14 protein-coding genes are annotated in these 15767 nt (G+C 68.3%); 8 read left to right on the top strand and 6 right to left on the bottom strand.

Features of this window, described 5'->3' with window-relative positions; genetic code table 11:
• Window position 1: 1 nt before the first annotated feature.
• From RIN18_RS03645 to RIN18_RS03620, 6 genes are read right to left on the bottom strand one after another with little or no spacing between them, the layout of a single operon-like run.
• Window positions 2-1543, bottom strand: coding sequence for a serine hydrolase domain-containing protein (locus RIN18_RS03645; protein WP_309102589.1), 1542 nt, complete (start codon window positions 1541-1543; stop codon window positions 2-4).
• A complete protein-coding gene (locus tag RIN18_RS03640) occupies window positions 1540-2253 on the bottom strand; it encodes a type 1 glutamine amidotransferase (RefSeq protein ID WP_309102588.1) in 714 nt (237 codons plus the stop codon). The genes RIN18_RS03645 and RIN18_RS03640 overlap by 4 nt, the downstream gene beginning before the upstream one ends.
• Window positions 2250-3368: a dipeptidase gene (locus RIN18_RS03635; RefSeq protein ID WP_309102587.1), complete on the bottom strand. Its 1119-nt coding sequence runs from the start codon at window positions 3366-3368 to the stop codon at window positions 2250-2252. The genes RIN18_RS03640 and RIN18_RS03635 overlap by 4 nt, the downstream gene beginning before the upstream one ends.
• A gap of 28 nt (window positions 3369-3396) precedes the next feature.
• Window positions 3397-4548 (bottom strand): o-succinylbenzoate synthase, encoded by a 1152-nt coding sequence (menC, locus tag RIN18_RS03630; protein WP_309102586.1) that lies wholly within the window; start codon window positions 4546-4548, stop codon window positions 3397-3399.
• Entirely contained in the window at window positions 4545-5234 is a 690-nt protein-coding gene (locus RIN18_RS03625) for an SIS domain-containing protein (RefSeq protein WP_309102585.1), read from the bottom strand. The genes menC and RIN18_RS03625 overlap by 4 nt, the downstream gene beginning before the upstream one ends.
• Window positions 5231-6007 (bottom strand): GNAT family N-acetyltransferase, encoded by a 777-nt coding sequence (locus tag RIN18_RS03620; RefSeq protein WP_309102584.1) that lies wholly within the window; start codon window positions 6005-6007, stop codon window positions 5231-5233. The genes RIN18_RS03625 and RIN18_RS03620 overlap by 4 nt, the downstream gene beginning before the upstream one ends.
• Window positions 6008-6171: 164 nt before the next feature.
• Here RIN18_RS03620 and RIN18_RS03615 point away from each other — a divergent pair, with 164 nt between their 5' ends.
• From RIN18_RS03615 to RIN18_RS03580, 8 genes are all read left to right on the top strand, one after another.
• On the top strand, window positions 6172-7248 hold the full coding sequence (locus RIN18_RS03615) for a M20/M25/M40 family metallo-hydrolase (protein WP_309102583.1): 1077 nt from the start codon (window positions 6172-6174) through the stop codon (window positions 7246-7248).
• A gap of 311 nt (window positions 7249-7559) precedes the next feature.
• On the top strand, window positions 7560-9401 hold the full coding sequence (locus RIN18_RS03610; RefSeq protein ID WP_309102582.1) for an ABC transporter substrate-binding protein: 1842 nt from the start codon (window positions 7560-7562) through the stop codon (window positions 9399-9401).
• Window positions 9402-9477: 76 nt separating this feature from the next.
• Complete coding sequence (locus RIN18_RS03605) at window positions 9478-10521, top strand: ABC transporter permease (protein ID WP_309102581.1); 1044 nt, start codon at window positions 9478-9480, stop codon at window positions 10519-10521.
• Window positions 10518-11432 (top strand): ABC transporter permease, encoded by a 915-nt coding sequence (locus RIN18_RS03600; protein ID WP_309102580.1) that lies wholly within the window; start codon window positions 10518-10520, stop codon window positions 11430-11432. Before RIN18_RS03605 ends, RIN18_RS03600 begins: the two co-directional genes overlap by 4 nt.
• On the top strand, window positions 11432-13096 hold the full coding sequence (locus tag RIN18_RS03595) for an ABC transporter ATP-binding protein (RefSeq protein ID WP_309102579.1): 1665 nt from the start codon (window positions 11432-11434) through the stop codon (window positions 13094-13096). The genes RIN18_RS03600 and RIN18_RS03595 overlap by 1 nt, the downstream gene beginning before the upstream one ends.
• Window positions 13093-14049: an LD-carboxypeptidase gene (locus RIN18_RS03590; RefSeq protein ID WP_309102578.1), complete on the top strand. Its 957-nt coding sequence runs from the start codon at window positions 13093-13095 to the stop codon at window positions 14047-14049. Before RIN18_RS03595 ends, RIN18_RS03590 begins: the two co-directional genes overlap by 4 nt.
• On the top strand, window positions 14046-14879 hold the full coding sequence (locus RIN18_RS03585) for a serine hydrolase (protein WP_309102577.1): 834 nt from the start codon (window positions 14046-14048) through the stop codon (window positions 14877-14879). Before RIN18_RS03590 ends, RIN18_RS03585 begins: the two co-directional genes overlap by 4 nt.
• On the top strand, window positions 14876-15694 hold the full coding sequence (locus tag RIN18_RS03580; protein ID WP_309102576.1) for a serine hydrolase: 819 nt from the start codon (window positions 14876-14878) through the stop codon (window positions 15692-15694). Before RIN18_RS03585 ends, RIN18_RS03580 begins: the two co-directional genes overlap by 4 nt.
• Window positions 15695-15767 lie beyond the last annotated feature (73 nt).

The raw sequence follows: 15767 nt of genomic DNA, 5'->3' as shown, positions 1-15767 counted from the left end.
TTTACCGGCCCGTGGCGTGAACGGCCTCTCCGCGCGCGTCCGGCAGGACGACGCGATGATGATCCGAGGGGCGCGACGGCTCGTCCGTGTCGCTTCGGCGACCGCGCGTCGCTGCGGCGATCGACAGTTCCTGGATCCGCGGGATCGGGAGCCCGATCATCCGCAGGTCGACGAGCAGGTCGGCGCTCTCTCCCTCGATGCGCCAGCGCATATCCGCCTCGGTTCCGGCCGTCAAGACGCGATCCGAGAACGTCGGCTGCTCGGTGCGGAGGCCGCCGATCTCCGCGAGGACCGCCGCCAGTCGGAAATCGCGGATCTCTGCGGGAATGTCACGGAGGACGTTGTCGGCGAACCCGGATACGTCGGCGAAGCTCCTCCCCTTGCGCAACGCGGCATCGACGTGTCGTGCAGCGTCGACGGTCGCGGTCCACGGGCGAACGACGGCGGAGGGCGCCTGCACGCCCTCGAGAACATCACGAAGCACGGCTGAGGCGATGACACCGGCGCCGAAGTCGTCGGAATTGCCGAATGCGACCGCACCCAGGCCCGTTGCGGCGTGCCAGCGCATGTGCGAGGAGAACCCCGGGAGGCCACCGGCATGCTGGATCACCCGACCGAAGCGGCGATCCTCCTCGATCACGACCCCGTACCCGTAACCGGCGGCCAGCAGATCCCTGTCGCCGAATCGGTCTGCGTGCAGGGGAATCGGCGTGTGCATCTCCTGCAGCTCCCGGCGCGATCGAGGCGCGAGCACCTCGGGCCGGACGGGGTCATCCGACAGAGCGGAGCCGAGGAACCACATCCAGGCCGCGATGTCATCGACGGTGCTGAACATGCTCCCGATGCAGGCCAGCGCCCCTGACCCGACGAACGGCTCGGAGATGAAGGTCTCGCCGTCATCGAACGTGCGCTCACCCTGAGCGAGCAGCGGTGTCGGATAACCGTCCGCGACATAGGCGGTGCTGCCGAGCCCCAGCGGATCCAGGATGCGCTCCCGCACGACCTCCTCCACCGCCCTCCCGGTCACGGATTCGATGGCTCGGCCGAGCAGCGATATCCCGAGGTTCGAGTACTGATATGTCGTCCCCGGAGCGGCGGTGAGCCGGATTCCGTCCGCGAGCATCGCCATCAGCTCCGAACGGGAGGCACCGAGGTTCCGATCGGCCCAGGCGTTGTCCTCGCCGAGGCCGGCACGGTTCGACAGCAGCATCGCACCGGTGACCGTGACGGGAGTGCCGTCGTGGTGCATCACCACGTCAGGAAGGTAGATCGTGATGGGGGCGTGCAGATCCAGGACGCCGTCATCGCGGAGCGCGAGGACGGCGGCACCGAGAAAGCTCTTCGACATCGAGGCGATCCGGAACACCGTGTCCCTCGTCGTCCGGCGTCCGCCGCGGTTCGCGTTGCCGTGGGTGAGGACGGCGCGCACCTCGCCCCTCTCGCAGACCGCGGCGATCGCGCCCGGAGCCCGTCGCCGCGCCCCGTCGTCCATTCCGCGCTCGAGCGCTGCCGTCGCGATGCCGACGAAGTCGTCGGTCGTCATCGGTTCGCCCGATCGGTCACCTCGTCGGCGAAGGCGTCCACCATCCGACGGCTCGCTGTGGTGTTCTCCGTGTCGACGGCCTCCGCCGCGGCGATCATCCCGGCGAGCGAGCGACCCTCTCCGCGAAGCGCGGCATCGTCCCAGCGAGCGAGGTCGGCAGCGGCCGCCTCGGGGTGGAACTGCACGCCGCGCACATGCCGGCCCAGCCGGAAGGCCTGAATCTCGACGGCGTCACTCGACGCCAGCAGAACCGCATCGGGCGGGAGCCGGGTGATCATGTCCTGATGGTTCTCGATCATCGGCGCACCGTCGCCGAGCGCCCGTATCACCTCGTCATCTCGCCCGGCGGCCGTGGGGTGGATCGCGGTCGCGCCGCGCTCGACCGGACCGGTCCGCGCTCGCACCTCGCCGCCGGCGACATGAGCGAGGAGCTGACCGCCGAGACAGATCCCGAGGGTGGGCAGGTCGGCGGCGATGGCCTCCACGGCGAGCGCCCGCTCGGCCGGCAACCACGGCGCCTGCTGGTCGTCGTCCGGCATGAGTCCGCCCCCGAGGAGTACCAGCCCGTCGTACCCCTGCAAGTCCCTCGGAAGCTCCTGCTCCTCGCCGGTCACGGCGACGATCTGGACGCCGCGCTCCTCGAGCCAGCCGGCCAGCCGTCGAGGCCCCGATGACCGGGAGTTGAGCACCACCAGCACGCGCGCCGTCATCGCGTCCGCTCCCGCTGCGTCGTGTCGACAGCCGGAACGAGGGCCGCAGCGGTCGGGGCCGGCGCCAGCCCGTCGAGGAAGGCGATGTGGTCGGCATCCGACGCTTCCAGCACACGCAGGATGTTGCCGTGCGCGGTCGCGGCGAGGTCGTCGTCGGACCAGCCTCTGCGGCGGAGCTCGGCGAACAGCGCGGGATAGCACGAGACGTCTTCGAGGCCTTCAGGCATCTCGTCGGTGCCGTCGTAGTCACCGCCGATGCCCACCGCCGCGATTCCCGCGACGTCGCGGATGTGGTCGAGGTGATCCGCGGCATCCGCGATGCCGACGGGCGGTGGTTGCCCTTCCTGTCCTGCCTGCCACCAGTCGCGCCTCGCCTGTGACAGGAAGGTCGGCACGAAAGCCGCCATCACGACGCCGCCCTGGGCGCCGATGGCTTCGAGGACGTCGTCCGGCACGTTGCGAGGATGATCGCACAGAGCCAGCGCGCCGGAATGACTCACCACCACGGGACGAGTGGTCTCCTCGAGAGCCGCACGCATCGTGGTCGGCGCCACGTGGGCGAGATCGACGAGGACGCCGATGCGATTCATCTCGCGCACGACCTCGCGTCCGAAGTCGCTCAGGCCACCGTGTCTGTTCTCGCCGGTGGCGGAGTCCGCCCATGCGATGGTGTGCGACCAGGTGAGTGTCATGTAGCGCGCTCCGAGGCGTGCGAACTGCCGGAGCACCGCGAGCGATCCGCCGAGCTGATCTCCCCCCTCGATACCGATGAACGACGCGATCCGGCCGTCGGCGATCGCCCGGCGGGCGTCCGCCGCGGTGCGCGCGAATGCGAGCCTCGACGGATGGGCATCGATCAGACGCTGGACGAAATCGATCTGCTCCAGAGTCGCCACCACCTGTTCGGCACCCTCGAGCACGGAATCGACCCACACCGACCAGAACTGCCCTGCCACTCCCCCCGCCTCGAGGCGCGGGATGTCGGTGTGCAGCTCGGGAACAGACCCGGCGAGCGCCTCGACGTCGTAGCCGAGCCCGAGCCGGCTCGCCCAGGCGAGGTCGTTGTGGCCGTCGATCACCGCCGGGTCGGAGATCCGCCTGCGCGCGCTGTCCATCTCGTGCCTTCCCTGCATCGTCGGCGTGTCAGACTCTCGCCGCCATCGAGCGGGCCTGCTCCCCCATCGTCGCGGAGTCGAAGGTCCGCGAGGCGTCATGGATGATCGTGTCGACGAGAACTTCGTGTCCGATTCCTGGCGCGCGCGGCACACGTACCCGTCCTTCCACTGCCACGACGGCCGGATCCACGATGTCATCGGCGTAGTACTTGTCAGACCCGGACACATCGGAGGGAAGCAGGAAATTCGGCAGGGACGAGATCGCCACGTTCGCCGCACGCCCGATGCCGAACTCGTGCATGCCGCCGCACCACACCGGGACACCGGCGTCGGCCGCGAGGTCGTGCGCCGCTCGCGCGATGGTCAGGCCTCCCATGCGCGATACCTTGATGTTGAGGATGCGGCCCGCCGCGAGGGTGATCATCGTGCGCAGGTCGCCCAGGTCGACGATCGACTCGTCCAGGCACACCGCCGTCGCGATCCGCTGCTGCAGCCTCGCGTGGGCGACGAAGTCCCGCGGTGCGAAGGGCTGCTCGATCATCGTCAGGTCCTCCCGATCCAGCGCCAGGAACACCGCGGCCGATGCATCCTCGTCCGGGTAGGCGCCGTTCGCATCGACATGCAGCTCGAGGTCGGGGTATGCGGAGCGAACCGCTCGAACCGGCTCGATGTCCCAGCCCGGCGCGATCTTGAGCTTGATGCGCGGGTAGCCGGCCGCCGTCTGACGCTCCACCTGCGCGAGCAGATCATCGATCGACGGCTCGATCCCCAGGGAGACTCCCGCGACCACCTCTTCCCGGGTTCCGCCGAGTGCATCCGCCAGGGCGATCCCCTGAGAGCGGGCGAACAGATCCCAGAGCGCGCTGGAGAAGCCGGCCTTCGCGAACTCGTTGCCGCGAACCCGCCCCCATGCGGCTTCCATCTCCGGTGGGTCTTCGCCCTCGTGCCCGAGCAGCATGGGGGCGAGATGACCGGTGGCCACCTCCCACGCGGTGGCGGTCGTCTCCGCCCCGTAGAAGGGTTCGCTGGGCGATGCGATCTCACCCCAGCCCACGCGGCCGTCCGCCTCGGTGATCTCGACGAGGATGTGCTCGAGACTCGACTTGCGATGGGAACTGGTCTCAAAGCTGTGCAACAGCGGCAGGCGCAGGGCGAACAGCCGCACTCTGGCGATCTTCATGCGTCCTCGCCGGTGCTCCGCTGCCGCTTCGCCCCGTCGGGTGCGTACAGGCCCAGGCGAGCGACCAGGCGGTCGCGTTCAGCGAGCCTGCGCCGGGCGCCCTTCGCGCTCGCGGTCGTCAGCGTACTCAGCAGGTGGCAGACAGCTGCCACCGGCGTCGGAGAGTCCGCGTAGCTTGCGGATCCGGTGTGGACGCGGATCAGAGTCGTCGCGATCGGGGCGAGCGGTGCATCCTCGCTGTCGGTGATGACGACGAGCTCACCCCCCGCCTCGCGGAACAGGCGTCCGAGGCGAACCGTCTCCTCGCGGTAGCGACGCAGCGAGAACACGATGAGCACGTCGGATGCCCGCACATCCGTCAGCACGGTCAGCGGCTGCAGGGCATGGCCGTCCACGAGGAAGACGTTGGAGAGCGTGGCCGACAGATCGGCGTTGAGAAGCTGAGCGTATGCCGACGCCTTGCCCTCGCCGGCGATGTACCGGCGCCTGGCCCCGAGGATGGACGCCGCTGCCCGCGGCACCTGGCCTGATCCGCTGAGCTCCTCGAAGGTCCTGGCGAGCGAGCGCTGCTCGGCATCGATGATCCGTGCCTGGATGCTCTCCGCGGAGAGGTTGGTGCGGATGCGTTCGCCGTACCGGTCTCCCGGCGACACCAGGTCGCGATCCAGATGGGTCTCGTCGGTCATGGCTTCCTCTCCCGGGGAACAGCGAGGTACGCGGCAGTCTCCTCATCGACGCGCATCGCGGCCACGAACACCAGGCCGTCGTGGAGAGACGCGGCGAGGGCCTGTCCGACGGCCGCGCGCACCGAGGACCTCTCCTCCGACGCAACCGCGGCAGGCAGAGCGATCCAGCGCGCGGCGTCCGTCGCGGTCGACGTTCCCCAGTCGGTGCGGGTCAGCACCGGCGGCCGGGCTTCCCGGACGGCGCGGTAAGGGTCGGCCGTCTCGCTCAGATCCCAGGAGACCACGAGCCGGTCGGTGTCGGGCCGGCCGTAGTAGTCCGGTTCGAAGGCGATCCCGACCGCTCCCAGGGAGCTGAGGTTGAAGTGCGCGTTGCGTGCGATCAGGGGATCGAACGTCCATCTCATGGATCGCTGCCCCCAGCGGCGTGCGATGTCGCGCTGTGCGAACTTGAGGGCATGCCCGACACCACGGCCCTGATGAGCGGGATCCACCGCGGCCGCCTGCGAATAGTGGAAGTCCTCGCCGCGGGCGTCGCGGCCTGCGAATCCGTAGGCGAAGCCGATGAGTGCACCGTCCGGCGCGAACGCACCGACGGCGGAGCCGCCGTTGCGGGCGAGGGCACTCAGCAGATTCGGGTTGAGCGAATAGTCGCGGTCGGTGTACTCGAACACCCTCGTGTAGAGCGCGGCAGCGTCGCGGAATTCGGAGTACGCGGTCAGCTGCCGGCAGCTGAATCCGACGCCGGCGGCGGATTCCACCAGGGAGTGGGGCACGATACGTTTCCTAAAATTGGTGGATCGTCACGTTGCGAGTGATGTTATCGGCGTCTTGCGGGGCAATCAAGAGCTGGATACGGTTCGTAACTGTGAACCACCGTCGCTCCGCACCCGGATCTGCTCCCTCCTCGAGCGACGCGCTCGCATTGGTTCGAGAGCTCGTGCACATCGAAACACCCAGCTACGACGCGGCGGCGAGCGTCCGGATCAGCGATCTTCTCGCAGAGCACTTCGCCGCCGCCGGGGCGTCCGTGGAGCGTACGCGGACCGATGCCGGCATCCACCTCGTGGCCGACATCGCCGGCGCCGGCGATCCCTGGCTGCTCGTCGGCCACACCGATACCGTCTGGCCGACGGGTTCGCTCACGGGCGCCGTGCCCTGGTCCGTCTCCGGCGACGTCGTGAGGGGGCCGGGGGCGTTCGACATGAAGGCCGGGATCGTCGTCATGCTGCTCGCGCTGACGCGAATACGACCCCTGCCGGTGGCGGAACGACGCGCAGTGCGGGTCGTTCTCGTCTGCGATGAAGAGGTCGGCTCGCCGGAATCGACACCCCTCTTGCGCGAGAGCGCCCTGGGCGCCGCGGCGGTCCTCGGCTTCGAATCGCCGCATCCGGACGGTGCGTTCAAGGTCGGCCGTCGCGGCAGCACGCGGGTGCGCCTGAGCGTGACCGGTCGCGCGGCGCACGCAGCGCTCGACCCGGAGAACGGCATCTCAGCGGTGGACGAACTCGTCGATCAGCTGATCCGCGTCCGAGCCATCACGGCCAGCGACGCCCTGCCCGGCCCCGTCCTGTGCAACACCGGCACGGTCAGCGGCGGCTCGAGAACCAACGTCGTGGCGGCGCGCGCTGAGGCTGAACTCGGGCTGCGGTTCACGGATCCGCAGACGGAGCGGATCGTACTCGCCGACCTCGCGGGTCTCACTCCCCTGCGAGACGGCGCCGTCGTCCACGCAGAGGTGCTCAGCTCACGACCCGCATGGCTGGCATCCGCCGGCGACGAGGCGCTGCTGCGGAGCATCTCTGCCGCAGCGTCCGACCTCGGCCAGCACATCGAGGGACGCCCGGCCGCCGGCGCGGGTGACACCAACCTGCTCGGCAGCCTCGGCATCCCGACCGTCGACGGTTTCGGGCCGCAGGGGGCAGGCGCGCACTCCACGGACGAGCACTTTCTGCTGTCATCGCTGATGAAGCGTGTCGAGCTCCTGAGCGCACTGCTGAGACTCGGCGAAAGCTGAGCATCGACAGTTTCGCGAGGATACGTTACGCATCCTCGCCCGCTTGACGCGGCCATTCGTGTCGGATCGCATCCGATCTGATCACTCGTCGGTAGCGAGTCACGCCCGTTTCCCCCGCAATCGCGCCGCGTCCGCAATCTGCCATCTCTGTTCAGCATCCGCGGAACGACACGGTGTGGGCGGCACCCACGGAGATTTCTCGAGCCGATACGCATCAGATGTCTTGACCTGGAGGCCGACTTCCGCTTGCATAGACCCCACCGACCCGACTTCACCGTGGAAATCGGGCGGCGCTCGAAGGGACTCGATTCATGCGCTCTGCCCCCCGCTCTCGAACCGCGCGCTGCCTGACCGCGGCCGCACTCGCCTCCGCGCTGCTCATCGGCGGCCCGGCCGGTGCCGCACAGGCCCAGGCCGTCGGAGCCGCGTCCACCGCTCCCGCCGAGGACGCCGACACCACGACGCTTCGCATCGCGACCTCGGGGTTCGTCGACACGTTCAACCCGTTCATCTCGATCTATCTCACACCGACCAACATCATCCGCTATGTCTACGAGTCGCTCGTCCAGAACGACGCCGAGGACGGCTCCCCCACCAAGGGCCTTGCCGACAGCTGGGAAGCCAGCGACGGAGGACGCACCTGGACGTTCACCCTGCAGGACGACCTCGTCTGGTCGGACGGCGAGCCGATCACCTCGGCCGACGTGAAGTTCACCTACGACCAGATGATGACCGTTCCGGCGCTGGGAACCGCCAACGGCAACCTGGTCTCGAACTTCGACACCGTCGAGGCGCCGGATGACAAGACGGTCGTCATCAAACTGAAGACCCCGCAGGCTCCGAACCCGGGTTCCGAGATCCCCATCGTGCCGAAGCACATCTGGGAGGAGGTCGAGGACCCGACCACCTTTGCGAACGACACCGACGTCGTCGGCTCCGGCCCGTTCCTTCTGAAGAGCTATGCCGCCAACCAGTCGATCGAACTCGAGGCGAATGAGGAGTTCTGGCGCGGCGCACCCAAGATCGACGGCATCCAGTACGTCTACTACACGAACTCGGACGCCCAGGTGCAGGCACTCAAGGCTGGTGACGTCGACCTCGTCACGGGCCTCACGCCGACGCAGTTCGACGCACTGCAGAACGTCGAAGGCGTCACGACGCACTCGGGCGAGGGGCGGCGCTTCCACTCCCTCAGCATCAACCTCGGTCAGCAGACGCGCGAGAACGAGCCGTACGGCACGGGCAGCGAAGCGCTGAAGGATGTCAACGTCCGCCAGGCGATCCGGCTCGGCACCGACATCGAGACCCTCCTCGACAAGGTGCTCGCCGGAGAGGGCACGCTGGCGACGAGCTTCATCCCCGCTTCGTTCCCGAAATGGCACCTCCCCGAGGACCACCCGGCGATCATGCCGTTCGATCCCGACGCCGCGAAGGCGAAGCTCGACGACGCAGGCTGGACCCCCGGCGCCGACGGCATCCGCGAGAAGGACGGTCAGAAGCTCGCGCTCCGGCTGCTCATCGATGCCGAAGACTCGAACGAGCAGTCCATCTCGGACTTCTTCGTCCCGTGGATGAAGGACATCGGCATCCAGATCACCGTCGAATCGACCGACTCCGACACGATCAGCGCCAAGGCCGTCAGCGGCGACTACGACCTGTACTTCAGCGGCTGGTCCGTGAACCCCGACCCTGACTATCAGCTCGGCATCAACACGTGCTTCAACCTGCCGACCTCCACGGACGGCTCCGGCGGCACCACGCAGGACGGATACTGCAACCCCGAGTTCGACGAACTCTACGCCGAGCAGCGGTCAGAGCTCGACGAGGAGAAGCGGCAGGAGATCGTGCAGGAGATGCTCGCGCTCAACTACACCGACACGGCTCAGGTGGCCACCTGGTACGCCAACTCGCTCGAGGCGTACCGCTCGGACCGCTTCACGGGATTCACTCTGCAGCCGAAGGACACCGGCATCATCGCGAACCAGGCCGGCTATTGGGGCTACCTCACGGTCGAGCCCGTCGAGGGAGCGACCGAAGGCGGCACCGGCACGAACACGGGTCTCATCATCGGCGGCGTCATCGTCGGCGTCATCCTCGTCGGCGGTCTGGTCTTCTTCCTCGTCCGCCGTCGCAACATGGCCGACGTCGAGTGATTCCCCGCGAAGACGCCGTGACCGGGCGCTCGGCGGCCGGTCACGGCGTCTTCGCTCCGCCGTCGAAGGAGACCCCATGACCAACGCGGTCCCCCCGTCCACCTCCGCCATCGCCACGAGCGCGGCGGCCGAGGAGCAGCCCAGGGACATCAGCGCCCTGCGCTACCTGGGGGTGAAACTCGGCGGCGCCGCCATCAGCATGGCGATGGTCATCCTGCTGGGGTTCTTCGCCTTCAAGATCCTGCCCGGCGATCCGGTGGCCTCCATCGCCCGAGAGCGAGGCATGAGTGCGGAGCAGGCGCAGCAGCTGCGCGAACAGCTCGGACTCGACCGCCCCCTGTGGCAACAGTTCTCCGACTACCTCGGCAACGTCTTCACCTTGAACTTCGGCACGAGCTACGTCTACCGCACCTCGGTGTCCGACCTCATCGGCCAGTACTTCTGGAACACGATCCTGCTCACCGGCACCGCCGCGGTCCTCGCGATCGCTCTCGGACTGTGGCTCGGCCAGAAGGCGGCGTGGAAGCACGGCTCGACGTTCGACCGGATCGTCTCCGGCACGTCGCTGGTCTTCTGGTCGGTGCCGACCTTCTGGCTCGCGCTGATCCTGCTCATGGTGTTCGGCGGAACGCTGCACTGGTTCCCGACCGGCGGCATGGTGTCACCGAATCCTCCGGATGACACCGTCGGCATCGTCCTGGATGTGATCTCGCACATGGTGCTGCCGGTGATCACGATGGTGGCGGTGGTCTACGCGCAGTACCTCATGATCATGCGCAGCTCGCTGCTCGAGGAGATGGGTGGCGACTACCTCACCACCGCGCGCGCCAAGGGCCTGCGCGAAGACCTCGTCCGCCGTCGCCACGCGGTGCCGAACGCCCTCCTTCCGACGGTCACGCTCGTCTTCATGCACATCGGGGGCCTCATCGCCGGTGCGGTGACGGTCGAGACCGTCTTCTCATGGCCGGGGCTCGGCAAGCTCACCTTCGAAGCGATCTCGGGGCCCGATCTGCCGCTCCTGCAGGGCACCTTCGTCGTCTTCTCGGCGATCATCATCGTGATGAATCTCATCGCCGATCTCATCTACCGCCAGCTCGATCCGAGGGTGAGGCGCGCATGACCTCCACGTCCCCCGGCCTCCGCTCGCCGCGTGCCATGGCCTGGCATCGCCGCAGCGTCGCCTTCGCCGAATTCTGCCGACAGTTCGTCGGCCACCGCGCCGGCATGATCGGCCTCATCTTCCTCGCGATCGTCGCCGTGATCGCGATCGGGGCACCGGTGATCGCGCCGGAGCGGATGCTGGATGTGACGAAGCTCGTCGACGTTCAGCGCTTCGCTCCCCCGTCCTGGGAGCATCCGCTCGGCACCGACCATCAGGGGCGCGAACTCTGGGTGCGTATGGTGTGGGGGGCCCGCGTCTCCCTGCTCGTGGGCCTCGCCGCGACGGCGATGTCGATGCTGATCGGCACACTCGTCGGGATCTCGGCCGGGCACTTCACCGGCTTCACGGGTGCCCTCATGATGCGGGTCATCGACTTCTTCCTCGTGCTGCCGTCGTTGATCCTCGCGATCGTCCTCTCCTCCGTGCTGAGCCGGGGGGTATGGACGATCATCATCGCGATCGGTCTCACGTCGTGGGCGGGCACAGCCCGCGTCGTCCGCGCGCAGACCCTGTCGGTGGAGTCACGTGACTACATCGAGCGTTCACGCGCTCTGGGAGCCGGACACTGGCACATCATCGTGAAGCACCTTCTCCCGGGCGTGCTGCCACTGGTGATGGCGAACACGACGCTCACCGTCGGTTCGGCCATCATCGCCGAGTCCACGCTTGCCTTCCTCGGGCTCGGCGACACGACGCTGCAGTCATGGGGGTCGATCCTCAAGAACGCCATGGACGTGTCGGCTGCGACGAGCGGCTACTGGTGGTACGTCCTCGCGCCCGGCGTCGCGATCGTCCTCGTCGTGCTGGCCTTCACGCTGATGGGTCGAGCGATCGAGAACATCACGAACCCGAACCTGAGGAGCCGTTGATGCCCGACCTCGTCTTCGACGACGTTTCGATCACCTACCGGACCACCGCGTCGGCCCGCGCGGTCCGCTCCGAGCGCGACGAGATCACCGCCGTACGCAACGTGTCGCTCACGCTGCCCGCCGGAGGCACGCTCGGGATCGCGGGTGAGTCAGGCTCGGGCAAGTCCACGCTCGCCATGAGCGTGCTGCGGCTGCTGCCCCGCAACGCCACACTGACCGGACGGGTCATGCTCGGCGACGAGGACGTCGCAGACCTGTCTTTCGGCCGACTGCGCGCGGTCCGCTGGGCGCAGACGTCGATCGTGTTCCAGGGGGCGATGCACTCGTTGAACCCGGTGCGGACCGTGGGTTGGCAGATCGTCGAAGCACTCGAGCTGCATGTCGCGGACGAATGGCGCACCGAGAAGGCGCGCAAGGCCCGAGCACTGGAACTGCTCGCGGTGGTGGACCTGCCGGCGCACAAATTCGACTCCTATCCGCACGAACTCTCCGGCGGGCAGAAGCAGCGCGTGATGATCGCGATGGCCCTGGCGTGCGACCCCGAGATCATCATCGCCGACGAGCCGACCACCGCGCTCGACGTGATCGTGCAGAAGCAGATCCTCGACATGATCTCGCGCCTGGTCTCGGAGCGCGGCATCTCGATGCTGATGATCAGTCATGATCTGTCGGTGCTCGCCACGGCGTGCGACCGGATCGCCATCATGCGCGACGGTGACCTCGTCGAGGTGGGAGACGCCTACACGATCTGCACCGCGCCGGCCGAACCATATACGCAGCAACTGGCGGACGCCTTCCCGACCATCGGTGACCCGGCCTCACGGCTGGCGCCGGTCACCCGGCACGGACGAGACGCCGACGAGGTGCCAGAGTCCCCGAGAAGCGATGAGGTGCTGCTCGAGGCCCGCAATCTCTCGGTCACGTATCGCAGCGGCGGCCAGACGGTGCGCGCAGTGCGAGACGTGGATCTCGCGGTGCACCGCGGCGAGATCGTGGCGCTCGTCGGACAGTCGGGGTCCGGAAAGTCGACCCTCGCCCGTGCGCTCATGGGACTGCAGCCGACCGACCCGGGGTCGGAGATCCTCTTCGCAGGCGCCCGGATCCCGGCCAAGGGCCGCGCGCTGGCCGACTTCCGCTCGCACGTGCAGCTGGTGCTTCAGGATCCATGGGCGGCGCTGAACCCGAAGCACAGCGTGTATGAGTCGGTCGCCGAGGGCTTGCGGGTGCAGCGGTATCCCGGCGACGAACGCGAGCGGGTGACCCAGAGCCTCGCCGAGGCGGAACTGACCCCTCCAGAGCGATACTTCGCCGCGATCCCGCAGGAGCTCAGCGGTGGACAGCGTCAGCGCGTCGTCATCGCCGGTGCGCTGGCCGTCTCACCGCAGATGCTGATCGCCGATGAACCCGTCGCTTCGCTCGACGCCTCCGTGCGCGGCGAGATCCTGGGGCTGCTGCTGTCTCTTCGCCGTCGGCTGGGGCTCTCGGCGCTGGTCATCACGCACGACCTCGGTCTGGCGTGGAACATCGCCGACAGCGTCGCAGTGATGTACCACGGCGAGATCGTGGAGCGCGGCAGCACCGAGAAAATCCTGCTCGACCCGCAGCACGAGTACACGCGGCAGCTGCTGGCCGCGGCCCCGCGCATCGAGGAGCGGTCGGTGTGAGCGCACCGGAACTCGAGGCGTACCTCGACACCGCGCCGCTGCGACCGGGCGACACCGTGGCGCTCGTCTCTCCCGCAGGCCCCGGAAACGAAGAGAGCCTGCAACGCGCGATCGGGTACTACGAGGACTGGGGGCTGCGGGTGAAGGTCGGCGCGCACGTCCTCACCCCCCATCCGCGTGCCTCCTACCTCGCGGGCCCCGACGACGATCGGCGAGCGGATCTCGTGGCAGCCTGGCTCGATCCCGACGTGGATGCCGTCGTCACGGTGCGCGGCGGGTACGGCGCACTGCGTCTGCTGGACGGGATCGACTGGACGCGGATGCGGTCGGCGGCTCGGCGCCGGGACGGGCGTCCGAAGCTGCTGACCGGGTCGTCCGACGTCACGGCCCTTCATGAGGCGGTTCGCGCCCACATCGATGTACCGACGCTGTTCTGCCCGATGGCGGGCACCAACGTCTTCCGCGACTCCACCGCGATCCGCGACGACGTCCATCGCTGGCTGTTCGAACCGTGGCGTGGTCGTGCTCTGATCGGTCCGAAGACAGAGGTGATGGCTCCCGGCCGCGCGGTCGGGCGATTCGGCGGAGGGAACCTGAGCCTGCTCGCAGCCGCCGTCGGCGCGCCGGAGTCGGCATCGCCCGCCGGCGGCATCCTCTTCCTCGAGGACATCACCGAGGAGCCGTATCGCCTGGACGGCTACCTGACGCAATTGCGTCGGGCGGGACGACTTTCTGCCGCCGCGGGCATCGTGCTGGGTTCGTGGCACGAGTGCGGTGACCCCGCACTCGTGAGGGCCCTCATGCAGGAGGAACTGGGTGATGCCGGCATCCCGGTCCTGTGGGAGCAGGGATTCGGTCACGATCCCGACGCGCTCAGCATCCCGCTGGGAGTCGACGGTGTGCTCGATGCGACCGGTGAGCAACCTCTCCTGACCGTCGGAGTCCCGGCGTGATCACGCTGCCCCCGCTGGATTCGCGCGCGACATGGTCGGTGCGCATCGTCGACGCCGTCGACGGCCGCGTGCTCGCGGAGCACGGACCTCATGTGCAGTGCGAGACGGCGAGCATCGGCAAGATCTTCCTGCTGATCGAGGTGGCGCGTCGCCTGGAGGAGGGAACTCTTGTCGCAGACGAGAGCATCGTGATCCCGGAAGAGCATCGCGTCGAGGACTCCGGGCTGCTGTACCGGATGAAGAATCAGAACGTCTGCATCGAGGATGCGGCTCTCCTCGTCGGCGCGGTCAGCGACAACCTCGCCACGAACGCCCTCATCCATCGATGCGGTCTCGACGCCGTGCGCGCGGTGGCACCGGCGCTCGGCTACGAGCAGACATCGCTGCACGACTACATCCGCAACGAGCGTACGCCCGACCTGCCCTGGACTCCCTCCTACGGGACGGCGGCGGAACTCGCCGATCTGATGCGGCGCCTCGGCGCCGGCGAGGCTTTCTCGCCGGGGATCTCGGCCCGGGTGCTGTCGTGGCTGAGCGCAGACGTCGACACATCGATGGTCGCCGACGCGTTCCTGCTCGATCCGCTCGCACATGCCGAGGCCGAGTATCAGGGCATGACCCTCCGGCACAAGACCGGCAGCGTCGGGTTCGCTCGGGTCGACGTCGGACACCTCAGCGGCTCGGCCGCCGCGGTCGCGTACGCCGTCGCCGCGAACTGGAAGCGGTCGCCGGTGGACCTGCGCGCTTCTGTCACCGACGCCATGCGGGCAATCGGTGAGCACATCCGCGCGCATGTGACGGGGCGGCCGCGCCACGAAGGCGACAAATGAGCGGCTGGGGCACCTTCGACCCGCCTTCGGCCCTCGGCACCCGCTGGTCGATCCTCGTGACCGACGTCGACTCCGGTCGGGTGCTGCTCCGCCACGATCCCGATGCGGTGATGAACACGGCCAGCGTCGGCAAGATCTTCCTCCTTCACCGCCTGCTCACCGAGGTCGACGCCGGCACCCGCTCCCTCGAGGAACGTGTCGCGCGCCGACCGGTGGAATGGATGGACGACTCTGGGCTGTGGTACCTGCTCCAGGCGAGCGAGTTGTCGCTGTACGACATCGCAGCTCTCATCGGTGCGGTCAGCGACAACGCAGCCACCAACACCCTGTGCCGGGTCGTCGGCCTGCCGGTCGTTCAGGACCACACGCGCTCGCTGGGCTACACGGCTTCCGGACTCGACGACATCGTCCGGTGGCCGCGTCCGCCCGGCGCCGCGCCCACCCTCTCGCACGGGACAGCGGAGGAGTTGGTCCGATTCGTCTCGCGGCTTGTGCGCGCCGAGGATCTCAGCGCATCATCCGCGGATACTCTGCAGCGCTGGCTGGGCGCCGGAATGGACCTGTCGATGGTCGCCTCGGCCTTCGGACTCGACCCCCTGGCGCACTACGCGTACGATCGCGGGGTCTGGCTGTGGAACAAGACGGGCACGATGTCCACCGTCCGCGCCGACGTGGGAGTCGTCATGTCGCCGACCCGCCGCATCGCGTACGCGGTTCTCGCGAACTGGAACCGCGGTGAAGACGGCCGCGATGCCGTCCTCGCCGCGATGCGAGACATCGGCGACCTGATCCGCGAAGAGCTCACCTCCTCGTGACGTCACCGCCGCTCGTGGCGGCCGCCGGTTAGACTGGGCGCACCAACCACACTCAGGCACGCTCACACAGTGC

This window comes from Microbacterium sp. (assembly GCF_031179285.1).
Classification (GTDB): Bacteria; Actinomycetota; Actinomycetes; order Actinomycetales; family Microbacteriaceae; genus Microbacterium.
This window is presented reverse-complemented; position numbering and strand designations above follow the sequence as displayed.

Bases quoted from the DNA above. Each gene is read 5' to 3' on its own strand.
- RIN18_RS03645 (WP_309102589.1), bottom strand. From the start codon at position 1,543: ATGACGACCGACGACTTCGTCGGCATCGCGACGGCAGCGCTCGAGCGC.
- RIN18_RS03640 (WP_309102588.1), bottom strand. From the start codon at position 2,253: ATGACGGCGCGCGTGCTGGTGGTGCTCAACTCCCGGTCATCGGGGCCT.
- RIN18_RS03635 (WP_309102587.1), bottom strand. From the start codon at position 3,368: ATGGACAGCGCGCGCAGGCGGATCTCCGACCCGGCGGTGATCGACGGC.
- menC (WP_309102586.1), bottom strand. From the start codon at position 4,548: ATGAAGATCGCCAGAGTGCGGCTGTTCGCCCTGCGCCTGCCGCTGTTG.
- RIN18_RS03625 (WP_309102585.1), bottom strand. From the start codon at position 5,234: ATGACCGACGAGACCCATCTGGATCGCGACCTGGTGTCGCCGGGAGAC.
- RIN18_RS03610 (WP_309102582.1), top strand. From the start codon at position 7,560: ATGCGCTCTGCCCCCCGCTCTCGAACCGCGCGCTGCCTGACCGCGGCC.
- RIN18_RS03605 (WP_309102581.1), top strand. From the start codon at position 9,478: ATGACCAACGCGGTCCCCCCGTCCACCTCCGCCATCGCCACGAGCGCG.
- RIN18_RS03600 (WP_309102580.1), top strand. From the start codon at position 10,518: ATGACCTCCACGTCCCCCGGCCTCCGCTCGCCGCGTGCCATGGCCTGG.
- RIN18_RS03595 (WP_309102579.1), top strand. From the start codon at position 11,432: ATGCCCGACCTCGTCTTCGACGACGTTTCGATCACCTACCGGACCACC.
- RIN18_RS03580 (WP_309102576.1), top strand. From the start codon at position 14,876: ATGAGCGGCTGGGGCACCTTCGACCCGCCTTCGGCCCTCGGCACCCGC.